The sequence below is a fragment of the Pseudomonas sp. A125 genome (assembly GCF_055409485.1).
In genome coordinates, this window is record NZ_JBUZVP010000013.1 from 87558 (window position 1) to 105656 (window position 18099).

17 protein-coding genes are annotated in these 18099 nt (G+C 61.7%); 9 read left to right on the forward strand and 8 right to left on the reverse strand.

Going from position 1 to position 18099, the window contains the following annotated elements; genetic code table 11:
* The first annotated feature begins 14 nt into the window (after positions 1-14).
* The 3 genes from tssM to ACZRN6_RS18810 are packed head-to-tail and all read left to right on the forward strand — an operon-like array spanning position 15 to position 5049.
* Positions 15-3428, forward strand: coding sequence for a type VI secretion system membrane subunit TssM (gene tssM / locus ACZRN6_RS18800; protein WP_464008494.1), 3414 nt, complete (start codon positions 15-17; stop codon positions 3426-3428).
* Entirely contained in the window at positions 3425-4153 is a 729-nt protein-coding gene (locus tag ACZRN6_RS18805; RefSeq protein WP_322144721.1) for a PP2C family protein-serine/threonine phosphatase, read from the forward strand. Before tssM ends, ACZRN6_RS18805 begins: the two co-directional genes overlap by 4 nt.
* Positions 4150-5049, forward strand: a complete 900-nt coding sequence (locus ACZRN6_RS18810) for a serine/threonine-protein kinase (protein ID WP_322144722.1) — start codon at positions 4150-4152, stop codon at positions 5047-5049. The genes ACZRN6_RS18805 and ACZRN6_RS18810 overlap by 4 nt, the downstream gene beginning before the upstream one ends.
* Here the strand turns inward: ACZRN6_RS18810 and ACZRN6_RS18815 are convergent.
* Together ACZRN6_RS18815 and ACZRN6_RS18820 are read right to left on the reverse strand one after the other, a co-directional pair.
* Positions 5046-5375, reverse strand: a complete 330-nt coding sequence (locus tag ACZRN6_RS18815) for a DUF6388 family protein (protein ID WP_322144723.1) — start codon at positions 5373-5375, stop codon at positions 5046-5048. The two genes, ACZRN6_RS18810 and ACZRN6_RS18815, sit on opposite strands and share 4 nt — an antisense overlap.
* 16 nt (positions 5376-5391) lie before the next feature.
* Positions 5392-6708 carry a serine hydrolase domain-containing protein gene (locus ACZRN6_RS18820; RefSeq protein WP_464008495.1) on the reverse strand — a complete coding sequence of 439 codons (1317 nt, stop codon included), beginning with the start codon at positions 6706-6708 and terminating at the stop codon, positions 5392-5394.
* Between the two features lie 251 nt (positions 6709-6959).
* On the opposite strand from ACZRN6_RS18820, the gene ACZRN6_RS18825 reads away from it, so the two are divergent.
* Complete coding sequence (locus ACZRN6_RS18825) at positions 6960-9053, forward strand: PTS sugar transporter subunit IIC/EAL domain-containing protein (protein WP_464008496.1); 2094 nt, start codon at positions 6960-6962, stop codon at positions 9051-9053.
* Here ACZRN6_RS18825 and ACZRN6_RS18830 read toward each other — a convergent pair.
* Positions 8965-9897 (reverse strand): LysR family transcriptional regulator, encoded by a 933-nt coding sequence (locus ACZRN6_RS18830; RefSeq protein ID WP_464008497.1) that lies wholly within the window; start codon positions 9895-9897, stop codon positions 8965-8967. The genes ACZRN6_RS18825 and ACZRN6_RS18830 overlap by 89 nt on opposite strands.
* Positions 9898-9989: 92 nt before the next feature.
* Here ACZRN6_RS18830 and ACZRN6_RS18835 point away from each other — a divergent pair, with 92 nt between their 5' ends.
* A complete protein-coding gene (locus ACZRN6_RS18835) occupies positions 9990-10544 on the forward strand; it encodes a DUF4865 family protein (protein ID WP_322144727.1) in 555 nt (184 codons plus the stop codon).
* A gap of 40 nt (positions 10545-10584) precedes the next feature.
* Here the strand turns inward: ACZRN6_RS18835 and ACZRN6_RS18840 are convergent, their stop codons facing one another.
* The gene (locus ACZRN6_RS18840; RefSeq protein ID WP_464008498.1) at positions 10585-11313 is read right to left on the reverse strand and encodes a CbtA family protein; all 729 of its coding nucleotides are present in this window, start codon (positions 11311-11313) and stop codon (positions 10585-10587) included.
* A 15-nt stretch (positions 11314-11328) separates the two neighbouring features.
* Complete coding sequence (locus tag ACZRN6_RS18845; protein ID WP_322144729.1) at positions 11329-11541, reverse strand: CbtB domain-containing protein; 213 nt, start codon at positions 11539-11541, stop codon at positions 11329-11331.
* Positions 11542-11739: 198 nt separating this feature from the next.
* Here ACZRN6_RS18845 and ACZRN6_RS18850 point away from each other — a divergent pair, with 198 nt between their 5' ends.
* Genes ACZRN6_RS18850 through ACZRN6_RS18860 form a run of 3 tightly spaced genes read left to right on the forward strand, consistent with a single transcriptional unit; the run spans position 11740 to position 13849 of the window.
* Complete coding sequence (locus ACZRN6_RS18850) at positions 11740-12303, forward strand: histidine phosphatase family protein (RefSeq protein WP_464008499.1); 564 nt, start codon at positions 11740-11742, stop codon at positions 12301-12303.
* 58 nt (positions 12304-12361) lie between these two features.
* Positions 12362-13117 carry a precorrin-6A synthase (deacetylating) gene (cobF, locus tag ACZRN6_RS18855; RefSeq protein WP_322144731.1) on the forward strand — a complete coding sequence of 252 codons (756 nt, stop codon included), beginning with the start codon at positions 12362-12364 and terminating at the stop codon, positions 13115-13117.
* A 12-nt stretch (positions 13118-13129) separates the two neighbouring features.
* On the forward strand, positions 13130-13849 hold the full coding sequence (locus ACZRN6_RS18860; RefSeq protein WP_464008500.1) for an alpha/beta hydrolase: 720 nt from the start codon (positions 13130-13132) through the stop codon (positions 13847-13849).
* A 144-nt stretch (positions 13850-13993) separates the two neighbouring features.
* On the opposite strand, the gene ACZRN6_RS18865 is transcribed toward ACZRN6_RS18860, so the two are convergent.
* Complete coding sequence (locus ACZRN6_RS18865) at positions 13994-14572, reverse strand: DcrB/PsbP domain-containing protein (protein WP_464008501.1); 579 nt, start codon at positions 14570-14572, stop codon at positions 13994-13996.
* 72 nt (positions 14573-14644) lie between these two features.
* Entirely contained in the window at positions 14645-16453 is a 1809-nt protein-coding gene (locus tag ACZRN6_RS18870; RefSeq protein WP_322144734.1) for a monovalent cation:proton antiporter-2 (CPA2) family protein, read from the reverse strand.
* Between the two features lie 371 nt (positions 16454-16824).
* Between ACZRN6_RS18870 and ACZRN6_RS18875 the strand changes: the two genes are divergently transcribed.
* Positions 16825-17721, forward strand: coding sequence for a LysR family transcriptional regulator (locus ACZRN6_RS18875; protein ID WP_464008502.1), 897 nt, complete (start codon positions 16825-16827; stop codon positions 17719-17721).
* Here the strand turns inward: ACZRN6_RS18875 and ACZRN6_RS18880 are convergent.
* Positions 17711-18097 (reverse strand): RidA family protein, encoded by a 387-nt coding sequence (locus tag ACZRN6_RS18880; protein WP_464008553.1) that lies wholly within the window; start codon positions 18095-18097, stop codon positions 17711-17713. The genes ACZRN6_RS18875 and ACZRN6_RS18880 overlap by 11 nt on opposite strands.
* Between the last annotated feature and the right edge of the window lie 2 nt (positions 18098-18099).

Consider the following 18099-nt stretch of genomic DNA (forward strand, 5'->3'; position numbering starts at 1 on the left):
GCAGGGAGCAACTCATGAGCGCATTCTTCAGGAGCGCGGGCGCCGTGCTGGGCAGGATTTGGGTCTGGAGCCTGTTGCTGGTACTGGCGGTCGCGATGGTGGTGTGGTTCGTCGGGCCCTTGCTGGCCGTCGACGATTATCGATTCTGGCAAGCGGCGGCGGCGCGCTTGTTAACGATCAGCGGTCTGTTTTTGGCGTGGGGCCTGGCAATGGTCTATGCCAATTGGCGCAGCATCGTCCGGCAAGGAACCGTTGACCCTGTTGAGCGGCGTCCGCGCAAAGGGCGGGTGGAAAACGAGCAGCGGTATCTGCGCGGCCGTTTCAAGGACGCCCTGCACACCCTGAAGAACTCGGGGATTTATGGCGAACGAAGCACGCGTTGGCGCAATGCTTTGCCGTGGTACGTGCTGATTGGCAAGGCCGGTAGCGGCAAGTCGCGAATGTTGGCAGCCAGTGGTTTGCAACTGCTTCAGGACCGGGACGAGCCGAAGGCGACGACCGGCGGCGGTGGCACGCGCTGTTGTGATTGGCATTTCGCCGAAGACGGCGTGTTGCTTGATACGGCTGGCCGCTACCTCACCCAGCCTGACGGCCTGGTGGATGGCGCGGGTTGGTCGCGGCTGTTGGGGCTGCTCAAGGCACGGCACCGCGCACGCCCGCTCAATGGTGTGGTGGTGGCCCTGTCGATGGAGACATTGCTCCACGGCAACGAGCGTGATCTGGAAAGTGATGCGCTGGCAGTCCAGAGTCGACTGCAGGAAATTCAACAGACGTTGCACGTAGACCTGCCGATTTACCTGGTAGTGACCCAGGCCGACCGTTTGCATGGATTTGCCGAGTTCTTCGACCGTCCGCTGGGAGAGGGGAATGACGCGGTGCTTGGCGAATATATCGCCCCAGGCAAGGGCGGCCTTGAAGTTGCCCAGGTACGCCAGGCGTTTGAGGCGCTGCTTCAGCGCTTGAGCGGTGAACTTGTGCAGCGCCTGCACCAGGAGCGCAACAGCGACTTGCGCGGCCGAATGCTCGACTTTCCTCACCAGGCGGCCCGAATTGGCGAGCGCCTGAGCCTGTACATCGACGTTGCGTTCTGCGGCCCGCGTTATCAGCGGGCCAATGGATTTCGTGGTTTCTACTTCACCAGTGCGCAAGGTGATCCGCAGGCGCTTGAACCGCGCTCGCACTTTATCCAGGGCTTGTTTAGCCGGGTGATTCTGGCACAAGCCGATCTGGCGGGCCTTGATGATCTGGAGCGCCGGCGGATTCGCTGGCGCCAGGGTTTGCTGACCCTGAGCGCACTCGTGGTGGTCGGGGCGGCGGGCTGGCTTTGGACCCACAGCTACTCTTCCAATCACCAGCGCCTGGAGCAAGTCCAGAACCTGATGCGACAGCCTGCGCCCATGCTGCCAGGCTCGGACGCTACCCTGGCGCTCCTGCCGCTGCTGGACAGCCGCCTGGCGGCCACGCGGGTGTTCCCAGCAGAGGGCGAGGCCAGCCTGCTTGAACGTGTGGGGTTGTATCAAGGCACTCTCAGCCGCCCGGTGCTGGAACAGGCCTACGAGCAGGCCCTGGGCCAGTTGCTGCTGTCCCAGGTCAGTGAGGCGCTGCAAGAGCAGGTTCGCAGCAGCCTGGAAGACCGCGAGCGGCTGCTGGACAATCTTCGTGCGTACCTGATGCTTAACCTGCGCGAGCGCCGGGATGTCGGCTGGTTGCGCGAGCGGATGGCGGGGCATTGGTCTCTACGGTTTGCCGGTGAGCCTTCTGTGCAAAGTCGCTTGAATGAACATTTCGCGCGATTGCTTGAACAGCCGTTCGTGCAGCCGCTCAATGACGATTTGGTGGCCCATGCGCGCCATGTATTGCGGGGCGAGTCGCTGGTCGATGTGGTGTACCGCGTGCTGCGCGAACAAGCCCGTGGCCTTGAACCTTTGCGCCTTGCGCAGGGGCAGGTATTTGCGAGTGGCGACCCCTCCATTCCAGGTTTCTATACCCGCAACTACCTGCGCCATTTCGAGGAGCAGGGCGCGCGTCTGGTAAACACCATAGTCCAGGACAATTGGGTGTTGGGTGAAGGCTCCGACCTGAGCACCATGGACCTGCAACGATTGATGGTAGAACTCGAGCAACGCTACTTTAGCGAGTATGCCAATGCCTGGGGCGAGGCGATTGGCCGGATTCGCCTGCGCGAGATTGATAACTCCAGGAAAGGCGCCGAGCAGCTCGCCAGCTTGACGTCAGCCCAATCACCGTTGTTGCAGTTGCTGCAGCAGGTTCGTGACAACACGCGCCTGCCATCGGCCAATGAACGCCTGGATGACCTTACTGCCAAACTGCCAGGCCCTGCGGCAGAGTGGGGGCAGGTAGCGCAGACCGCCACCGTCGGTGTTCGAGGCACCTTGGCCAGCATGTTGCCCGACACGGCCCGACGTGCAATGCAACGTCGCTTCGAGCCCCTGCATCAGTTGCTGGACGCCCAGCAGAACCCGGGCACCGAGTTGACCCAGGTGCTGCAGGTACTCAACGATCTGCACCTGCAATTGGCGACCTTGAATCGTGAAGGCTCGCCGGAGCCGGCCGCCTTTGAGATGGTAAAGCGGCGAATCCAGGGTCAGCAGGATGCGCTGGGTAACCTGCGTAATGTTGCTGCACGCCTGCCGCTGCCACTGGCGGGCTGGTTTGAAAGCCTGGCCGATGAACATTGGCGCCGCCTGCTCGAGCAAGCCTATCGTCATGTAAACCAGCGTTATCAGAGCGAGGTGTATGGTTTTTACGCCAAGGCAATCAAGCAACGTTTTCCGTTCAATGCCCACGCGAGCAGCGACGTTTCCCTCAACGACTTTCAGGAGTTCTTCAAGACAGATGGGGTGATGGCGCGTTTTTTTGACAGCTACTTGAGGCCGTTTGTCAGCGGTGACGGCGGTCGCTACCGGCTGCGCAGCCTGGATGGCCGCAGCTTGCCGATGTCCCGGGCATTGCTCGACCAGCAAGCGAAGGTGCAACTGATCCGGCGCGGCTTTTTTGCAGATGAATCGGGTGACTTGCAGGTTCGGTTTACGCTCGCACCCTACAGCCTCGACTCGGCAGTGAGTCGTGCGGTCTTGCGCCTGGGTGGGCAGCAGATGGAGTACCGGCACGGGCCGATTGTGCCCATGGCTATGCAATGGCCAATCGAGGCTGAAAATGGTCGCAGCAGTCTGGTGCTGGAACGGGGCGGCGAGCGGGCGTTGGGGCTTGAGAAAAATGCCGGGGCCTGGTCGATGTTCCGTTTGTTCGACCTGATGCAAAGCGAACCCTCCAGCGGGCAGGATGTGCTGATCCTCAAGGCCGACCTTGCGGGCTTGCGCGCCAACTACCTGCTGACCAGCCGGCGCACACCCAACCCGTTCCAGATAGCGCAGTGGCGAACCTTCCGCCTGCCGGAGCAGTTGTGAGCCAACCTCTCGATCGCTGGCATAGCGCTGGCCGTACGGACCGTGGAAAGGTCCGCTTGCGCAACGAGGATGCCTTTCTCAATTGCCCCCGCAAAGGTTACTGGGCCGTGGCAGACGGGATGGGCGGGCATCAGGCGGGGGATATTGCCAGCCAACTGGTGGTCGATAGCCTGGCGTTGCTGCCTGGCCAGGGCTGCCTGGACGAGCGTATCGAGGCGACTCGCCGTTGCCTGCAATGGCTCAACCGGCGGCTGGGCGAGGAGCTGACGTTGGCCAGCCATGGAGCCGGCTGCACAATGGGGAGCACCGTCGTGGCGTTGCTGCTTGAGGGCGATCGCGCCGCTTGTGTCTGGGCGGGTGACAGTCGTTGCTACCTGTGGCGCGGGCAGACGTTGTACCAGCTGTCGCGGGACCATTCGCTGTTTGAGCAATTGATTGATCAGCGGGTGAGCCTCGCCCAGGCCAGGGCTCATCCAGAGGCACGGGCGCTGACACGCGCCATTGGCTCCAGGGCCCCGTTGACTCCGCAAGTATTGGAACTCAAGACGTTGGCGGGGGACGTCTTTCTGTTGTGCAGCGATGGCCTGTACCAGGCGCTTACCCATGGCGAAATGGGAGACGCCTTGAGCCTGGGGGAGCCTCGGTGTGTCCTGGATCGACTGTTCGCAGGTGTATTGCGCGGTGCCGCCCGCGACAACCTGACTGCTGTGGTGGTGCAGTCATGAGCGATGACGCGGCGTCCAGTGCTGCTGTGACCCGCTTTGCCTTTGCCAAGGCGCTGGCAACCCCGCCGCGCGATGTGACACCTGCCTTGTTGGCCGGGCGATACCGTATCGAGCGCGTATTGGGTGCGGGCGGCATGGGCGTGGTCTATCGCGCGCGGGACCTTTTGCACGAACAGTTTGGCGAGCCACGTTCCAGCGTGGCGATCAAGGTGGCGGGTGAAGCCATTCGCGAGTGTGCCGACGCCCATGTATTGCTCTACAGCGAGTTCGCCCTGACACGCACCCTTCGGCATGAACAGGTGGTACGTGTGTTTTCGTTTGACGTGGACGCTCCCAGCCAGCTCGCTTTCTTCACCATGGAACTGCTGCAGGGCATGCCCCTGGATCGGCTGCTGCTGGAGTGCCCCTGCGGCTTGCCGTGGCGGGAGTTGCAATGGATCGCTGTGCAATTGCTGGACGCCCTGCGCCATAGCCATCAGCAGGGTGTGCTGCATGGCGATGTAAAACCCGGCAATGTCATGGTGGGCGATGACGGGGTGCGCCTGTTTGATTTTGGTTTGGGCCAGGTTTCAGGGCCGGTTGGCGCGGGTACGGCGGCGTTGAATCGCAGTCGTTTCAATGCCTGGACCCCGGCGTACGCCGCGCCGGAGTTGCTGGCCGGCGGTTCGCTTTCGGCCAGCGCCGAGCTGTACGCAGTGGCGTGTGTGCTTTACGAACTGGCACATGGACGACGCCAACCCGGTGGGAGGCCGCCCCGGCCGCGGCAATTGCCCCGCCGTTGTTGGCCGGCACTGCGCACGGCTATGGCGATCGACCCTGAACGCAGGACCATCACCCTTGATGAATTACATGAGGTATTCAGCGATACCCGCCAGGGCTTGAACCGCTGGTTCTAACCCGGAAAATCATGCAACTGACAATATTCCACCCAACTCAGGCCGGCCATTTGTGCCACTTCCCTGTGCACCTCAAGGCGTTTGGCCTCGAATTCCTCCGGGGACTGCGCCGTCAATTTAAGCGTCAGTTCCCACGCAAACAGGCCCTGCTGCTCGGCTTCGGCCTCGAAGGCTTCATGCAGGCGCTCGGCGCGGTACTGCTCGAGTGTTTCACCCTTGGCCTGGGCGGCCAGGGGGTTCAATGTATTCAGCTCTGCGGCCAGGGCCGGGTGCTCGCTCAGGAATCTGTCCAGGGCTCGCTGGTGGTTTTCGCCGGGTTGGGACAAAGGTTTACTCCACGTGTCAGTCTTGTTTGTTGATTAAAAAGGCCGCCATCGCCGCATACGCCGGCAACGTCACGCCATCATTGGCCGCATTGCCCGCCACAGGATGGGAGGCGTAACGCACGATCACCATTTCAGCCTTGGGGTCGATGTAGATGCTCTGGCCATGTACCCCACGCGCCATGAACGCACCGTCGGGATTGTGGGTCACCCACCACATGCTGCGATAGCTCCAGCCCTTCAACTGGTTGTAGCCAGCCTGGGCGAATGCCTGTTTGTCGCCGCCTTGGCGAATATCCGTCACCACGCTTTCAGGCACGATCTGCTGGTCGTTGAAACGGCCGCCGTTGCGCAGCATTTCAGCAAACCGGGCAAGGTCGCGCAGCCCGGTGTTCAGGCCGCCACCGGCGAACGGTGTGCCGACGGAGTCGACGGTGAAGTAGGCGTCCTGTTCGGTGCCGAGCCGGCTCCAGATGCGTTCGCTGAGCAGTTGTGCGACGTTGCGCCCGGTCGCGCGGGCGATCACCCAGCCCAGTACGTCGGTGTTGACGGTCTTGTAGCCGAAGGCACGACCATGTTCGCCCTGTTGTTTTACGGTTTGCAGGAATTCGTAGTAGCTGCGCGGCCCGGTGTAATCCTTGGGTTTGGGCAGCGGGTTGCCCGCTTGGGCGTGGGCCCAGACTTCGGCTGTTGGGTCGGCATAATCTTCGCTGTAGTCCAGGGCCGTGGTCATGTCCAGCACTTGGCGCAGGGTGGCGCTGCCGAAGGCTGCGCGGCCGAGTTCGGGCACGTAGTCGACGATCTTTTTCTGTGGGTCGAGCGTGCCATCGGCCACCAGCATCGCGCCGAGGGTGCCGATCACCGACTTGGTAACCGACATGGCCGCGTGTTGCCCGTCGTCCTTGAGCACCCCGAAGTAACGCTCATACACCACCGTGCCGCGATGCATCACCACGATGCCATCGGTGTAGGTGGCGTCCAGGGTCTGGCGCCAGGTCAGTGGCTGGGTGGCACCCACGGGTTGCACAGAGATTGCATCGAGTCCCTGATCAAGTTTGCGCGGCAGTACCAACGGCGCACCCAGGCCTCGGGAGACGTTCACCGTGGGCATTAGTTGGCGAAAGTTGGCGACACTCCAGCGCATGGCCGGGAAGCGGAAATAGCTACCGTCTTCAAAGCGCAGGGTGCGGTCTGCCGGCGGCGGCGCGCCGACCATCCACTGTAACGTGGCCGGGTCGCTGGCTTGGGCATCCGGGAACGTTGCGCCGGCGGCACTGGCCAATGGGCTGGCCAGGCCAAGCAGCGCACAGGCCATCAGGGGGGAGAATCGCAGCATCGGTCGAGTCCGTTCGAAGAGAGCGTCGCTTTTTACGACAACAAGTGCGCCAAAGGATGGGCCAACCCGAACCAATCGACAAGCAGCAGGCCCACACGGTGATTCTGAATAATTGCGCCCGTGGCTGCAAAAGCCTTTCGCTCGCGGTAGCAGGACGTGTAGCGTTACCCCCGGCGGTAAGGGCTACGGCCAGGTGTTATTTTGCGACCCCTGGCACCAGGGATCGAGCGCGATGTGCAGAGGGACAGGTGATGGCGCAAACGCTGTTCAAGCTTTTCTTCACCCAGCGGCTGGCGGCCCTGGCCAGTACCGAGTCATTGCGGGCCATACGCGAGGGGCTGCTGTGGATCCTGCCATGCCTGCTGGTGTCGGCGGGTTTCCTGATTCTGTCCGAATGCGCCCGTGTGCTGGGTTTCGCCCCGCAGGTGGTGGCCTTCCTCGCGGGGTTGCACAACCAGATCAGCTCGGTAATTCCGTTGCTGGTCGCCGCCTCCATCGGTTACATGCTCGCGATCCAGCACCGCCTGCCACAACTGCCGGTGGCGTTCCTGTGCCTGGCCCATGTGGTGATCGCAACGTTTGTGCTGCGCGATTTTCCCCGGGCGTCGGCGACCTTCGTGTTGTTCATCGCCATTGCCTCGCCGCTGATCAATGTGCCCGCCATTGGCTGGCTGCACCGGCGTCGCTGGACCCGGTTGATCAACGAAGACCTGGTGGGACACAACCTCAAGGGCACCATCAATATGGTAGTGCCGGGGGCGATCACGGCGCTCGTGCTGGTGCTCGTGTTGTCGTTGCTGTTGCAGGTTCCGCAGGTGGCGCAGCTTCAGGGGCCGCAAGTGCTTGATGCACTGGAGACGCCCTATGGCAGTGGCCTGTTTGTGACGCTGATGAATTCGCTGCTGTGGTTTTTTGGCATCCATGGTGTGTACGCCATGCAGCCGTTGTTTGACGTGTTGGACCAAGCCGTTGTGCTTAACAACGCGGCGATGGCCGCGGGCGAACCGGTCAAATATTTGCTGAACGGCGGCTTGCTGGGCAGTTTCGCGTTTATCGGCGGCTCGGGTGGTGCGTTGTGCCTGCTGACGGCGATCCTGCTGTGTTCCAAGAGCAAGTCCATGCGCCTGGTGGCGATGGCCAGCCTGCCGCTATCCCTGTTCAATGTCAGCGAAGTGCTGTTGTTTGGCTTGCCGATTATCCTCAATCCGCGTCTGTTCATTCCCTTTCTGCTGGTGCCGGCGTTCAACGCGATGCTGGCGCTGACGGTGGTGCAGATTGGCTGGGTGTCGCCGGCGGTGGTCAGTGTGCCGTTTACCGCGCCGGTGTTGCTCAACGCCTATTTGAGTACCCACGGTGACCTCGCGGCGGTGCTGCTGCAGGTGGTGTTGCTGGGGGTGGGCACGCTGATTTATGCGCCCTATGTGCGAGCGATCAACCGCCAGGCCACGGAAGGCGGCACGGTGTATTTGAAGTCGCTGGACATGACCTTTCGCGGCCTGGAAGAAAAGGGTCGCTTGCTGGAACTGGACCCGGTGATGGCGTCCCATAAAGCCCAGGCGCGCCAGACCAGTGAGTTAAGCCATATCCAGCAGATCAGCGACTATGAGTTTTACCTGGAATTCCAGCCGCAGGTTTCTACCCTGACCGGGCTGTGCACCGGTTGTGAAGCGTTGATGCGCGCACGGGATGCCGAGGGCACGGTGCATTCGCCCTGGGAGTTCCTGCAATGGTTGGCCCATGCCAGGTTGATGCCCGACGTGGATGTGTGGGTGGCATCCCAGGCCGTGCGGCAATACCAGAGGTGGCAGAAGGTCGGGTTTACGTTGCCGATGACGATCAATATTTCCAGCGCCACGCTGACGACCCCGGCGTATGGCGACCGGCTGGTGGAGATACTGGCCCAGGCCCACGGGCAGGTGTCGGTGGAGATCACCGAGGATGCGTTGGTGGGGGATATACAGGGCACGCGGCAGATGATCGAGAAGCTGCAGGCGATTGGTGCCAAGGTGTATATCGACGACTTTGGAACCGGGTTTTCGGCGCTGAGTTATTTGCACCAGTTCCCGGTGGATTTCATCAAGATCGATCGCAGTTTTGTGGTGGCCCAGCATGACCCAAAGGGCGCCCAGGTGTTGACCGGGATGTTGCGGTTTTGCGAGGCGCTCAACCTTGGCGTAGTGGTCGAGGGGGTTGAGACCGCCGAGCAGCTTGCGTTTTTTCAGTCGGGCTCGGAGTTGATCATTCAGGGCTGGTATTTCAGCAAGGCAATACCGGGTGATGAGCTGGAGCGGTTTGTGCGGGGACGGTACGCCCAGATGCACCCTGGCGCTCCAGAACCCCTCTGAAGGTTGCACTCAAGGCCCGCAACGTTTCGCGGGAGCGGCCATCACTGATCCGGCTGTGCAGCACGATTTCACTGACGGGCAACGTCGGCAACCCGTACTGTTCGCTGACGTCCACCGCGCCTGCCGGCGCCACTCGCCGGGCCAGCGCCGCCACGCCCAGGCCGGCGCTGACCGCCGCGCCCACTGCCATGACGCCGCCGCCCACGAACACTTCAGTCCAATCAATACGCGCCTCGTCCAGCGCCCGCACCGCGAGTTGGCGCACGCCGCAGGGCGAGGCCATGGTTGCCATGCGCAGCGGTGTGCCCGGGGTGTGCTGCCAGGTCGGTGCGGCGAACCAGCCAAAGCCCTCAACCACCAACACCTCACCGTCCTGGCGGTCGCCCTCGTTGCGCACGATTACCGCGTCCAGTTCATTGCGGTCGAACGCTGTGACCAGGTCCCGCGACGAGGCAATCCGTACCTCCAGGATCACCAGCGGGTCGTACGCCGTGAGGCGACTGAGCCACAGCGGCAAGTCTGGCCCGGCCACGTGGTCGCTGATGCCGATCACCAGCCGCCGTGGCGCGCCGTTGCCCATGTCACCCAAAGCGCGTTCGTGCGCGTTGAGCAGTGCACGGGCGGCGACGATGAACTGCTCGCCCTGAGGCGACAGCCGCACATGCCTCGGCGTGCGCACCAGCAGGCGGTAGCCGAGGCGCTCTTCGAGGCGCTTGAGCTTGAGGCTGATGGCCGCCTGTGACGTGTCCAGGGCCTGGGCCGCTCGGGTGAAACTGGCGAAATCGGCCACCAGAACAAAAGCCTGCACGGTGTCGATATCCAGCGGTTTGAGTGCGTCGGTCATTTCGAATCCTTATCACACTTATATCGGGTGATATCTTGCTGAAATCATGCCCGCTGCGCAAGCTGGCCACTCATCTGAACAGGAGCGCCATGATGTTTGCCAAACAGTATTCACACCGCTTGCCAGCCGATTACCCGATGGAGGTGATCCGTGAGCGCGCCGCCAGGTTGGGGCCGCAGTGGGATCACGCCGAGGGTTTGCTGTTCAAGGCGTTTATCGCCCAGGAGCAAGGGCAGGGGCCGGGCGTGGGCAACCTGTATGCGTCGGTTTATCTGTGGTCCGATCCGCTGCAGGCCGCAGACTTTTTACTCGGCGAACGTTTTCAGAAGGTGTTGGACAGTTTTGGCCAGCCACACATTGAGTCCTGGTTACCGCTGGATCTGCAGCGAGGCCCGGCGCAAAACGCCTTGAGCCTGTATCGGGAAGAGTGGGCACTGGCGCCGGGGGCCGACCGGGCGCACATACTGGTCGCAGAAAAAGCGCGTAATCAGCGGATCGCAGACAGCCGCGATAACTTTGCCGTGTTTCTGGCGCTGGATGTGCAGGCGTGGAAGCTGGTGCGCATCACCTTGTCGGGCCAGGCATTGGATGCGAGCCATCCGGGCAGTGGATACGAGGTGTTTTACCTGGCGCGGCCGGGGGTGTGAATGCCGGTAGCCGCCGGTCCGTCGGCGGCTACGCGTGCCATCAGGAGTTGAGGCGTGCGCGGGGCTGGCTCAACTTGCGCTCGGCCACGGTGCCGAACACCAGGCCCAGAGTGGTCCACAGCACCAGTTGAATCCCCAGCGAGGCCACGCGGAATTTCCACAGCAACACCGCCGAGAATTGCTCAGGCACTTCATTGATGGTCGGGAACAAACTGCCGGCCACCGACACGATCACGATGTACAGCGCCACACCCAGAATCGCGCCGGCCCACACGCCACGGCTGGCAATCAACTTGCGTGCGGCGTTGATCGCAATCACTGCGGCTGTCACCGACACCAGCAGCATCAGGAAGAACAGCTTGGTGCGTTGTGCGATGGTGGCCGGGTCGCCCACCGAAGGCGGGTTGGCCGGGTACTTGAGCCCCGGCACCACGATGATCGTCACAAACGCGGCCAAGGCCAGCAGCGCCGCCAGGCCACGCGGGCCGACCTTGCCGATGCGGCCCAGGGAGTACGCGAACACCAACGCGAAGATGCCGCCCAGGGAGACGCTGTACACCACCACCCCGGTGAACAGGCCGAAGGTACTTTGTACTTCGCGGCTCACCAGTTCTTCTTCCGGCGCGTCGCCGTGCATCTGTGCCATTTTATCTTCGAAGGCAATGGCCTTGTCGATCTGCGGCTCACCAAAGGTCTTGGCGAAACCGAACGCCAGGATGCCGGCCAGCAAGCCCACCAGCATCCCGCGAACGAGTAAATGCCCTGTCATGTCGTCACACTCCAATCAATGGCAGGGGAAACCCAGCAGGTGACGACCGTCGTGCACAAACTCATGCACGTACATGCCTTTGAATACGGCGGTTGCGCCTTGCTCGGCGCCGACGAAGTAAATCGCCAGCAACAGCAGCAGGCCGCCGAAAATCGCCCAAGGCAGAATTTCGCCCAGGGGAATGGACGGTATTGAAAGGTCGGAGTCGGTTGCAGCGGTATAAGCCATGAGAACCTCCAGGGATGACGCGTCCCGAAATGGATAGCGAGTTGGCTGAAACAGGGTCTGGCTTACGGCTATCAGGCCGAATACAGTGGCGCGACCGCGCCGGCGTTGAACCGGCTTCCTGTTGCAGAATGGTTGAAACATATTGAAACAACTTGCCGAGTCTACGCCGACTGCACCTTAAAACCAGAGCGATTTGTTATGCAGGCCACCCGTTTAACCCTTGTTTCCCACGCCAGCACCCGTGCCCAGAAGCGGGCACGCTTTGCGCTGGATGAGCCGGTGGAAATGGACTGGCAACCCGCGGCGTTGTCCCAGGCGCCGCGCTTCAAGCGCGCGCCCCGGGTGCTCTGCGGCCCAGAGGCGCGTACCCGGCAGACGGCGATGCTGTTTGCAGCCGATGCTGCGGTTGAAACCGCCCTGCGCGATTGCGATTTCGGCCGTTGGCAAGGGCTGGCCCTTGATGAGGTCCAGCAGGCTGAACCCGAAGCGCTGCAGGCCTGGTTGACCGACAGCGCCTCGGCGCCCCACGGTGGCGAATCGGTGGTGCAATTGTGTGAGCGGGTAGGGCGGTGGTTGCAGTCCCTTGAGCAAACGCCGGGGCATGTGCTGGCCGTGACCCACCCGTTTGTCATCCGCGCGGCGCTGTTGCACGTTATGCAATGCCCGCCCTCACAGTTCAACCTGATTGACGTCGAGCCGCTGTCATCCACCGAACTGCGCTTCAACGGCCGTTGGCGCCTGCGCCTGGAAACTCACGCCTGACGCCCCGAACATGGCAAAATCCGCTCCCCGCATCGAGAACACCCATGAAGACTTTCCCATGAAACGCATCCTGATCATCGGCATTGGCGCCGGCAACCCCGACTACATCACGATGCAGGCGGTCAAGGCGCTCAACCGCACCGACGTGTTTTTCCTGATGGACAAGGGCCAGAGCAAGGACAAGTTGATCGACCTGCGCCGGGAAATCTGCGCGACCTACATCACCGATCACGCCCACCGTTTTGTCGAGGCCGATTGCCCCGAGCGTGTACGCGGTGACATCGACTACACCACCGCCGTGAAGGACCTGAACCGCGACAAGCAACAGACCTTCGAGCGAATGATCAATGAAGAAATGGCCGACGGCGAAGTCGGCGCCTTCCTGGCCTGGGGTGATCCGGCGCTGTACGACAGCACCATTCGTATCCTGCAGGCGATCCTGGCCAGTGGCAGTTGCGCGTTCGAATTTGAGGTGATCCCCGGGATTACCAGCGTCCAGGCCCTGGCGGCCCAGCACAAAGTGCCGTTGAACCGCATTGGCCGCTCCATCGAAATTACCACCGGGCGCCGGTTGGCGGCAGGGCAGGCAAGTGATGCCGACACCCTGGTTGTCATGCTGGATGCTGAAGACTCCTACCGCACCGTGGCCGATCAGGACCTGGATATCTACTGGGGCGCCTACCTGGGTACGCCGGACGAAATCCTGATCAGCGGCAAGGTTGCCGAAGTGGCCGAAGAGATCGAACGGGTGCGCAAGGCGGCGCGCCAGGCCAATGGCTGGATCATGGATACCTATTTGTTGCGCAAACCCTGAAGGTTGATGCCCATGCTCAAACTGATCGCCCTCTCATTGGCGCTGTTTACCAGCGCTGCCCATGCCGAAGCCGAACTGCACACGGACCTGCCGCTGCCTTACCTGGAGCAAACCCAAAGCGATGCGCGCAACGAGCCATTGGTGATCTTCCTGCATGGGTATGGCAGTGACGAGGCCGACTTGTTCGGGCTCAAGGATCGCTTGCCGTCGACCTGGACCTACCTGTCTGCGCGGGCACCGATGCCGGTGGAAGGCGGCGGTTATCGCTGGTTCCGCAAGAAGCCGGGCGACGGCGATTTTGATGGCGAAACCGTCGATTTGCAGGGCAGCGCGAAGCTGATCGAAGCCTTCGTCGCCCAGGCCACCGCCAAGTACCACACACAACCCGAGCGGGTATTCCTGGTGGGTTTCAGCCAGGGCGCGATCATGTCGTACGAGGTAGGACTACGGCACCCCGAGATGCTGCGCGGGATTGCAGCGTTGAGTGGCAGCGTGCTGCCGGTGCTCAAGGCCGAGCTCAAGCCGGATGCGCGACTGGGCAAACTGGCGATTTTTATCGGTCACGGCACACTGGACCAGGCGCTGCCCTACTACTCGGCAACGCGGGCCAACGAGGCGTTGCAGGGGATTGGCCTCACACCGCAATTCCACGGCTACCCGGGGATGATTCATACCGTCGGTGAGGCGGAATTACAGGACTTGAAGCAGTGGCTGGAAAACAGCCTGCGCTGAATCCGGCGATGTGAATGCGATAAAAATGTGGGAGCTGGCTTGCCTGCGATAGCGGTGTATCAGTCGCCAAAAACAGTGACTGGTCAATCGCTATCGCAGGCAAGCCAGTTCCCACATTAGATTTTCATTGTCAGGTAAATCGGGTTATTTACCGCCAATAATCTGTTTCACCAACAGCGCATGACCGGCTTCATCATCCGCCCGGGAAATAGCCTGTACCACCAACTGGTGGCTCCCGGAACCGGTGAGGAATGTAGAGCTCAGTGTCTTGCCGCCGCCCATGGTCGCGGTGCTGTCGACCTGGCGCAGGGCGAGGTTTTTGACGGTGAGCTTCTTCTCGGCGCCTTTCTTGAAGTCCGGCAGGGCAGCGCTTTGCTCCTTGACAAAGTCCGCAACAGCGCCGTCGAGGAACTGCGGGTCGTTGTCCTTGATCAGGCCGGCGACACTCGGTTTTTCGACGACAAAAATCACGCTTTTGGTGGCCTGGTCGCTGTACATCGTACCGTTGGCGCCTGCGGTGCCGTGTTCGGCGTCACCGGCCGGGAGTGGGTCGGCCAGGTAGGACTTGGGCAGGTTGAAGCTGAACTTGCCGTCCAGGGTGGAGATGGTCTGGGTGGCGGTTTTCTGCGCCGCAGGCTTGCTGGCGGCGAGGACTTGGCTGGCGCCGAAGCCGGCAGCCAGCGCGAGGGCCAAGAGGGCTGCGGTCTTGCTGAGGGTGGCCATGAAGCTCTCCAGGGATGAACGAAATTGCGCCGTATTCTGTCAGAAAATTCGCAAGATCGTTCATCTCCGTCCCTACACCTTGTCGGACTCTTCTTCGAGCCGGTCCATCTCAAACAGCCGCGCCAATTCGGTCCGGGCTTCCTGGGCCGACTGCATCACCTTGGCCGCATCGTCATACACGGCGTGTTGCGCCGCCAGCAACTGCAGGTCGTGGTTTTTGAAACGGCTGATGCGTGCGTCGGCCTGGGCTTGGGTCAAACCAAGACCCACCAGGGTGCGGCGGCTCATTTCCAGGCTGGAGTAAAACGTCTCGCGCACCGGTGATGCATCAAGGTCCACCAGGCGGTGCACGTGTTGGCGGTTACGGGCGCGGGCGATGATCTTCATGTGCGGGTAGAGGCTGCGCACCAGCTCGGCGGTCTTGATGTTGATTTCGGGGTCGTCCATGGCGATCACGAAAAACTCGGCCTGGTCGACTTTCGCCGCGTGAAGGATTTCCGGGCGCTGGGGGTCGCCGTAGAACACCGGCATGCCACCGAAGCTGCGGGTCAGCTCGATGGTCTCCACCGAGGTATCGAGGGCGATAAACGAGATGTTTTGCGCCCGCAGGATCCGCGCCACGATCTGCCCCATACGGCCCATCCCGGCGATCACCACCCGGGGCGAATCGCTTTCGATGGCGCGGTATTCCTCGGGGACTTCCACCGGCTTGACCTTGGCCTTGAACAGCTTGGGGCAGAGCAACAGCAGCAACGGCGTCACGGCCATCGACAGGGTGATGGTCAGCACGAGGATGTCGTAGAGGTGCGGTTCGAACAGCCCTTGGTCGCGGCCGATCTTGAATACCACGAAGGCAAATTCGCCCCCGGCCGCCAGCACCACACCCAGGCGCAGCGCGCTTTCACGGTTCAGGTCACCGGCCAGGCGACCCACGCAAAACAGCAGCGGTAACTTGATGGCGATCAGCAGTAAGGTCAGGCCCAGCACGATTACCGGCGCACTGAACAACAGGCTGATATTGGCACCCATGCCCACGCTGATAAAGAACAGGCCCAGCAGCAGGCCCTTGAACGGCTCGATCTGCGATTCGAGTTCATGCCGGTATTCGGAGTCTGCCAGCAGCAGCCCGGCGAGGAAGGCGCCAAGCGCCATGGACACGCCCACCAGTTCCATCAGCCAGGCCGTGCCGATCACCACCAATAACGCGGTGGCAGTCGAGACCTCCCGCAGCCCGGTCTTGGCCACGATGCGAAACACCGGCCGCAGCAGATAGCGCCCGCCGATGATCACTACGGCGATACTGCCCAGCACTTCCAGGCCGTGCTGCAGGCCCTGGGAAGTGGTGGTGGGGTGATCGCTGCCGGCCAGCAGCGGCACCATGGCGATCAGCGGGATCGCCGCGATGTCCTGGAACAGCAGGATCGCAAAGGCCAGGCGCCCGTGGGGTTGGTTGAGTTCCTTGCGCTCGGCCAGGCTTTGCAGGCCGAAGGCCGTGGAGGAGAGCGCGAGGCCAAGGCCCAGCACGATGGCGCTGTTCCACGACTGGCCAAACACAAACAGTGCGACCACGCCGATCACGCTGCCCGTGAGCAATACCTGCGCCAGGCCGACCCCAAACACCGCCTTGCGCATCACCCACAAGCGCTTGGGCGACAACTCCAGGCCAATGATGAACAGCAGCAACACCACCCCAAGTTCCGAAAACTGGCTGACACTTTGCGGGTTGCCCACCAGGCCCAGCACCGACGGGCCGATGATTACGCCGGCCAGTAAGTAACCCAACACGGCGCCCAGTTGCAGGCGCTTGGCCAAGGGCACGGTCAGTACGGCGGCGAACAGGAATACAACCGCCGCTTGTAACAGGTTGCCTTCATGGGGCATTGGGAACTCCAGGATCTTGTTGCTGAATCAACAGGGCGCTATTAGAGCGCTTTTTTACATTTCGAAATCTGAATTTTTGCACAGGTTAAGTCCTTCGCCTGAGCGTTCATTGGATGGCGTAGCGTTCCTACAAGGCACTCGCGTAAATATTATTACCATTTAGTGCAATGACTTTTTTGCCTGCGGCTAACGTTGTGACAAACAGGATCGGTAGTGGAAAGGGCTGTTTTTTATGGGCGGACAAGCGCCCGGCATGCTTGCATTACACCGCAGGCCCGGCCAGATGCCGGGCTTTTTGTTGTCTGAATAGCTGTCGCCATTGTGCAGCCTTATAGACAATACTTGGCACTCTTGCCTTGTCGGACATCACAGTGAACCAACTCCTCGCCATGCGTGCCTTCGTCCGTGTAGTCGAAACCGGCTCCTTCAGCCGCGCGTCCGACCAATTGGCACTGCCGCGCTCCACCGTCAGCAAACTCATCACCGACCTGGAGAAACACCTGGGCGTCAAGCTGATGCATCGCACCACCCGTGCGGTGGCGGCGACGCCGGAAGGGTTGGAGTACTACACCCACGCACTGTGCCTGGTGGCCGAGCTGGATGAACTGGATAACGCCTTGCGCGGCCAGAAGCTCAAGCCCGGTGGGCACCTGAAAGTGGATGCGCCGGCGTCCTTTGCCAATTGTCTGTTGATCCCGGCGCTGGTGGATTTTCATCGTGAGTACCCCGACATCAGCATTGCCCTGGGCATCAGCGACCGTGCCGTCAATATTGTGGGGGAGGGTGTGGATTGCGTGCTGCGGCTTGGCAAACTGGATGACATGGCGATGATCGGCCGCAAGGTTGCCGACCTGGAGTACGTCACCTGTGCGGCACCCGGTTACCTGGAACGCATGGGCGCGCCCGTATCGCCCGAAGACCTCGAAAACAACCACCTCAAGATCGGATATTTCTTTGCCGGGTCGGGTAAGCCGGAGCCGTTGATTTTCGAGAAGGGGGCGGTCCGTCATGAAGTCGGCAACTGCGCGTTTTCTACCAACGAAGGCAATGGCCTCAAGGAAATGCTGCTCGCCGGCCTGGGCGTCGGGCAGCATTTAAAGTCCATCGTGGACTACTACGTGGAGGCGGGCCAGTTAGTCCCGGTGTTGGCGGATTGGACCCGGCCCGCCACGCCGTTGCACATCATCTACCCACCGAACCGACACCAGAATGCCCGGCTGAAGGTGTTTATCGACTGGGTGATCGAGCGGTTCGGCGTCAGGCAATAATTGCCGTCACGCGGATTTCAATGCGCATCGCCGGCAGCCCCAGGGCTTGCACCCCCAACTCGGTCCAGATCGGTGCGTGATTGGGCATGTAATGGCGGTACCACTTGACCATCTGCTCGTTCACCTCGGGAGGAAAACCGCCCACGTGGTAGGAGTTGACGTGCACCACATGCTCCCAGCCGGCACCGGCTTGCGCCAGGGTGCGGTCCAGGTTCTGGAAGGCCAGGGCGATTTCGTCGGTAAGGGCTTCGGGAATCTGGAATTGGTCGTTCCAGCCGCCCTGGCCCGAGGTTTCTACGCGGTTGCCGATTTTTACGGCCTGGGCGTAGTGCAGGGTTTCGCGTGCGATGTCGCCATAACCGGGTGTGATGAAAATTC